This window comes from Pseudoalteromonas fenneropenaei (assembly GCF_042643375.1).
Lineage (GTDB): Bacteria > Pseudomonadota > Gammaproteobacteria > Enterobacterales > Alteromonadaceae > Pseudoalteromonas > Pseudoalteromonas fenneropenaei.
In genome coordinates this window covers 1-5,636 of sequence record NZ_JBHRSD010000004.1, presented here as the reverse complement: position 1 = coordinate 5,636, position 5,636 = coordinate 1, and the positions used below count along the sequence as shown (strand labels likewise).

The following is a 5,636-nucleotide window of genomic DNA, read 5'->3' as shown; positions in this document are numbered from 1 at the left end:
TTCACGGCGGTAACAGGGGTTCGAATCCCCTAGGGGACGCCACTTCCTAGAAGTGATAAGTAATAAACTCGTATGGTCAGAGTCTAAATAACCAGTCCTAGTGACAAAATGCGTTTTTTGAAAGTAGAAGGTCGAACTCGCAGAGCTCGTTCTCCGGCTAACAAAAAATCAGTGAATCTTAGATTCACTAAGCAGATTTTTTGTCCCCTTCGTCTAGAGGCCTAGGACACCGCCCTTTCACGGCGGTAACAGGGGTTCGAATCCCCTAGGGGACGCCACTTCACTAGAAGTGACAAGTAAAAAACTCGTATGGTTAGAGTCTAAATAACCAGTCCTAGTGACACAGAATTCTGCGTAAGAATAATGCCGTTCGCCTCGCTGGCTCGGGCTCACCTAACGCAGAAATAGCAAATCAGTGATTTGCTAAACCATTTCTGCGTCCCCTTCGTCTAGAGGCCTAGGACACCGCCCTTTCACGGCGGTAACAGGGGTTCGAATCCCCTAGGGGACGCCACTTCCTAGAAGTGCAAAGTCAAAAACTCGTATGGTCAGAGTCTAAATAACCAGTCCTAGTGACACAGAATTCTGCGTAAGAATAATACCGTTCGCCTATCTGGCTCGGTCTCACCTAACGTAGAAATAGCAAATCATTGATTTGCTAAACCATTTCTGCGTCCCCTTCGTCTAGAGGCCTAGGACACCGCCCTTTCACGGCGGTAACAGGGGTTCGAATCCCCTAGGGGACGCCACTACTTATCTCTTTTATCAAGAAATTCTTCAAAAAATCCTTCACTTTTCTTTTACATTATCCAGATGCTGACTAATGTTTATCTAGACCTTTTTAGATTTCTAAGCTGGTTAAATAACTCACAGTCATTGATATTGTTTGATTTAGATCAGTATTTTTAAAACTTAAAATCATACTTTTGGCTGAGTTTGTCGCTATCATGTTACTTTATTTTTAAGAGTAGTTTTTATGGCACAAGGCAGACTCAACGTTACAAATAAAGAAAACGATTATCCCGCTTCGTTCAATTTATTGTCCACGACCAATACCAAAGGGCAGATAAAATATGCGAATAAACAATTCTGCGATGTGGCAGGTTTTAGCCTAAGTGAATTGGAAGGGAAACCACACAATGTAGTACGTCATCCAGACATGCCAAAAGCCGCCTTCAAAAATTTGTGGGAGTATATTCAGGCTGGTAAACCTTGGATGGGAATGGTCAAAAACCGCTGTAAAAATGGTGACCACTACTGGGTCAATGCATATGTTACGCCCATTACAGATGATCAAGGTAAAACAGTTGAATATCAGTCTGTAAGAACAAAACCAGATCGTAAAGTCGTCAATCGAGCAGAAGCCATTTACAAACAGCTTAATAACGGTGCTGATGTGGCAAAATTTACCCGCGCTTCATGGTCATTATCAGCGCAATTAATGGCGATTGTCGTGATGTTTTATATACTCACGCTCGCATTTAGTTTTTTACCGTCACCTTGGCCGCAAATTAGTGATTCGTTACTGTTGATCTTCACACTCTGGATAACGTGGCAGCGCTTAAAACCCGTACGAGATTTAAGTGAAAAAGCGCGTAAAATTTATGACAATCCACTGATGCAAAAAATTTATATCAACCGAGTCAACGATGTAGCAGCCATCGAATTGGCATTAATTGCGCGAGAATCAGAGCTAAGAGCGGTACTTGGGCGTGTTAAAGACTCCAGCGAAGCTGTAACCGGTTATGCCGGTGAGGCGGTCAAAGATTGCCAACGTACACGCGATATTATGAACGAGCAACAGGCACAAACGGGTTCTTTAGCAACTGCCATAAACCAAATGACCGCAACCATCGCTGAGATAGCCAACAACACTAATAATGCGGCGACTGAGTCAGAACATGCGCTAGCTACTGTTACAGAGGGCAATCGTGCGGTTAATGACAATATGGAAACCAATTATTTGTTGTCGGAGGAACTGACTAAAACCCAACAAGATATTGCAGATTTAAATGCACAAACTGTTACTATCGGTAGTGTGGTGGACGTTATTCGGGCTATTTCTGAGCAAACCAATTTATTGGCTTTAAACGCTGCAATTGAAGCTGCTCGTGCTGGTGAACAGGGTAGGGGCTTTGCCGTGGTTGCTGATGAAGTGCGCGCGTTGGCACAACGTACACAAGATTCCACCAAAGAAATCGACAGTATCATCGCAGGCCTCAAGCAAAAGTCTGAGCGTGCGGTGGTGGCAATTCAAAGTGGGGTAGATAAGTCGGCAGAATGTGTAGCAAAAGCGGAAGGTACAAAAGATAGCCTCAATAAAATCAGTGGCATAGTTAATGAAATTTCAGGACTTAATTATCAGATAGCGTCTGCCACTGAGCAAATGTCAAATGTCGCTAATGAGCTAAACAGTAACGCTGTAACAATTGCCCAGCTTGCTAGTGATTCGCAGCAAACTGCATCATCTACCATGGGTTCTATGCACAAAACAGAGAACTTGTTGCAAGATCAGAGCAAACTGGTTCAGCAGTTTATCGCCAAATTTATTAAAGGACGTTAGTTTTTAAATCTGAAATTAGATCTGGCAAGTATGCAAATGCTTGCCATCCTTTACTGCAAATTTTTAGAGTCGTTGGTCGAAGAATATAGCGTTAACTCAATGCTTGTTTAAAGTCATCTTTGCCCAGCCAGTCAATACACTCCTTCTCGCAGCAACACCATAATGACAATATAAGCTGGCGAAAACAGCACAGAGGCTAATAAGTACATTGAGAATTGACGTTTTATCTAACTAAATCTGAGTGGGAAACGAGAGAAAAAGGCGAACAGCGCGGGGAGGGTAACTAACACGCCAACTGCACTGGTATATTCCCAGCAAAATGGTTCCCAAAGCGCAATACCCGGTACTCCGTCGCGATTATGCTCCACCCAAACGGAAGAGGCATTAATCGTATTGTTGAGCAGCAAACAGAGTGCTTAAATCTTATCTAGAATGCTTTTCATCGTTTATCCCTACAATCCACCACTATCACTAAATTCATACAGGTTGTGGTGGCATGCGGGTTGGGCTATAAGGCTATCCGCCGTATCACATTGCTCCGATTTCTATGTGGTTTAAAAATTAGCAAAGCGGTGGCGAAGCAAACAAAAACTACTAGCGTAACGGCTTAAGCGAGACTCAAGGTTTTTAATCTTGGCAGGGCGGTTTAGATATGAGTATGATTAGCTTAATTTTTCTAATTATATAGATAGACACGACAATGCTCGCAAGATTAATTCAACTCTTTCCTTTTTGGGCGGTGCTTTGCGCCGTCTGGGCCATTTGGCAACCGCAGGTTTTTAGCGGCTTTAAAGGGTTAATCGTGCCGTTACTGGCTATTGTAATGCTGAGCATGGGGCTTACTTTAACTTTACCTGATTTTCGTCGCGTCATTACTTTGCCAAAAGTGGTTCTGACTGGCGTATTGCTACAGTTTATTGTGATGCCGTTAAGCGCCTTAATGCTTGCTAAAGCGTTTGCTTTTAACAGTGAACAAACCTTAGGAATGGTGTTAGTGGGCTGTGTGGCGGGCGGCACTGCTAGTAACGTATTGTGTTATTTAGCCAAAGGCGATGTCGCTTTATCTATCACTATGACTGCGGTCAGTACCTTACTTGGCGTGGTTGTAACTCCTTTATTGATTGACCTCTTGGTTGGTCACAATGTCAATATTGATATCAGCGCTATGGTATGGAATCTCTGTAAAATTGTTTTAATCCCTGTGCTTACAGGTGTACTTATCAATCACTTTTGCGTTAAACAAGTAAATAAAATTGCCAGCTTTTTACCACTTATTTCCATGCTTACGATTGTGTTTATTATTGCGATAGTGGTGGCGCTTAATGCCACGACTTTGGCTGGTATCGGCTCAATGTTGGCATTGGCAGTGGTGTTACATAATGCGATTGGATTAGGGTTTGGCTATGGTGCAGGTAAATGGCTTGGCTTTGATGAAAGGCTATGCCGAACTTTAGCCTTTGAAGTAGGGATGCAAAACTCAGGGCTTGCGGTGGCGCTTGCGATGAAGTTTTTTACTCCGGCTAGTGCGTTGGCTGGCACGCTTTTTTCTGTGTGGCACAATGTCAGCGGCTCAATTTTGGCATCAATGTGGCAGCGGCAGAGTAAAGTCGCAGCAGATAAATCGTAGCGTTGTACGCTGAGTGTATGAAAGCCAGTGCAGATTGAGCAAAGCTGATTATTCAATTTGTAGCAAAATCATAAAGAGCTTTTTTATCTAAAAAGGATGTGGAAATTGTCTTCAGTACAAATCGCGCGTTTCATTGTTAGTTTTAGTTGGATCTATCACGGCGTTTTTCCAAAGTTGTTTCATATAGCGCCGCTGGAAAAGTTGATGACAGCGAGTTTGGGGTATTCAGAGCAAATGTCAAATCTTATTACTAAAGCTGCAGGAATAGGTGAGGTGGTATTTGGTATCCTGTTGTTTATATTTTATAGGAACAAGCCATTAATAATTTTAAATATTTTAGCTTTATTGGGGTTGCTGTTGTTTGTGGCGTTATTGCAGCCACAATTGCTGATAGAGGCATTTAACCCCGTGACGACCAATATGGCGATAATTGCTCTGAGCTTTGTGCTGCTAAACAATGTAAGACACACTGATAAATAGTTAAAAATAGGTTCTGAGTATGGATACAAAGATTTCTGGCGGTTTAGTACACGAATTACCCGCTGATTTGGCCAAGGCGTTAGTCGAACAAAACGTGGTCAGTATTTGGGAAGAGTTATCGGCAATTGGCCGTAACGAGTTTATTTGTTGGGTAGAAAGCGCCAAGCAAGATAAGACCAGAGAAAAGCGCATCCTACGCGCGACGGAGTCACTCCAAGAAGGGAAAAAGCGACCTTGTTGCTGGGTTGGCTGTATACATCGCACCGATAAAAAACCCAGCAAATGGCAACAAGATGTGCTGATAGACAAAAAGCCAAAGGCGCTAGCAAAGTAAAACTAAACCAACGCATGACAAGACTTAGACTAGACTGTCGTTGTGTGCTGAGCGTTAGTTAAGCTGTACTGTGAGCTACTCGGTTTTTTTCCTTAAACATCATAAGTCTTCAATTAAGCAGCTGCCGCACTTAGGTTTACGGGTGGTGGTTTACGGGCGGTACATACATAGCGGCCGTGTAAAATCAGCCAGTGGTGCACATCCACTTTAAACTCTTTAGGCACGACTTTATCGAGTTTCTATTCCACTTCAACAACGTCTTTGCCGGGGGCGTATTTGGTGCGGTTAGAAACGCGGAAGATATGAGGGTCGACGGCGATGTGAAATGGAAAATCTCAGTTCTGCAAAAAACCGAAATTTTCGGTATCGACTAAATACTGTGGCTGACTCAATTTGTAGAGATGTATTGTGCCAGAAGCGGATATTACAATGTGTAGGTATTAAAGTCCGCTATTAGTCGTTAGCAGAACGTTAGTGTAAGGGCGATGAGCAGCGCAGCGGGTTATGGTCCCAGTATTCTGTGTAAATTATCTTGGCCGGTTTCAATATTATGCTGTAAAAATCATGGTAACAACAGAGTTTAAAATTAATCACTCATAGATAGTAATTTTTTGGTAATAGGTTTGCCAGAC

Annotated in this window: 4 protein-coding genes, 3 tRNA genes and 1 pseudogene; 7 read left to right on the top strand and 1 reads right to left on the bottom strand. The window is 42.8% G+C overall.

The features are described 5' to 3' along the window. Window positions 1-202 precede the first annotated feature (202 nt). The 7 genes from ACFOEE_RS02960 to ACFOEE_RS02930 all read left to right on the top strand — a co-directional run bounded on the left by ACFOEE_RS02960 (window position 203) and on the right by ACFOEE_RS02930 (window position 5,004). Window positions 203-278 (top strand) — tRNA-Glu (locus ACFOEE_RS02960). A gap of 160 nt (window positions 279-438) precedes the next feature. Then, window positions 439-514, top strand: a tRNA-Glu gene (locus ACFOEE_RS02955). Window positions 515-673: 159 nt separating this feature from the next. After that, window positions 674-749 (top strand) — tRNA-Glu (locus tag ACFOEE_RS02950). Window positions 750-976: 227 nt separating this feature from the next. Beyond that, the gene (locus ACFOEE_RS02945) at window positions 977-2,563 is read left to right on the top strand and encodes a methyl-accepting chemotaxis protein (RefSeq protein WP_377120764.1); all 1,587 of its coding nucleotides are present in this window, start codon (window positions 977-979) and stop codon (window positions 2,561-2,563) included. A gap of 700 nt (window positions 2,564-3,263) precedes the next feature. Continuing rightward, window positions 3,264-4,190: a bile acid:sodium symporter family protein gene (locus ACFOEE_RS02940; RefSeq protein ID WP_377120762.1), complete on the top strand. Its 927-nt coding sequence runs from the start codon at window positions 3,264-3,266 to the stop codon at window positions 4,188-4,190. Between the two features lie 96 nt (window positions 4,191-4,286). Beyond that, window positions 4,287-4,670 (top strand): DoxX-like family protein, encoded by a 384-nt coding sequence (locus tag ACFOEE_RS02935; RefSeq protein ID WP_377120760.1) that lies wholly within the window; start codon window positions 4,287-4,289, stop codon window positions 4,668-4,670. Window positions 4,671-4,689: 19 nt separating this feature from the next. Next, window positions 4,690-5,004, top strand: coding sequence for a YdeI/OmpD-associated family protein (locus ACFOEE_RS02930; RefSeq protein ID WP_377120758.1), 315 nt, complete (start codon window positions 4,690-4,692; stop codon window positions 5,002-5,004). Between the two features lie 58 nt (window positions 5,005-5,062). Here ACFOEE_RS02930 and ACFOEE_RS02925 read toward each other — a convergent pair. Continuing rightward, window positions 5,063-5,324, bottom strand: a pseudogene (locus tag ACFOEE_RS02925) (hypothetical protein); the annotation flags it as partial. Window positions 5,325-5,636: the final 312 nt, after the last annotated feature.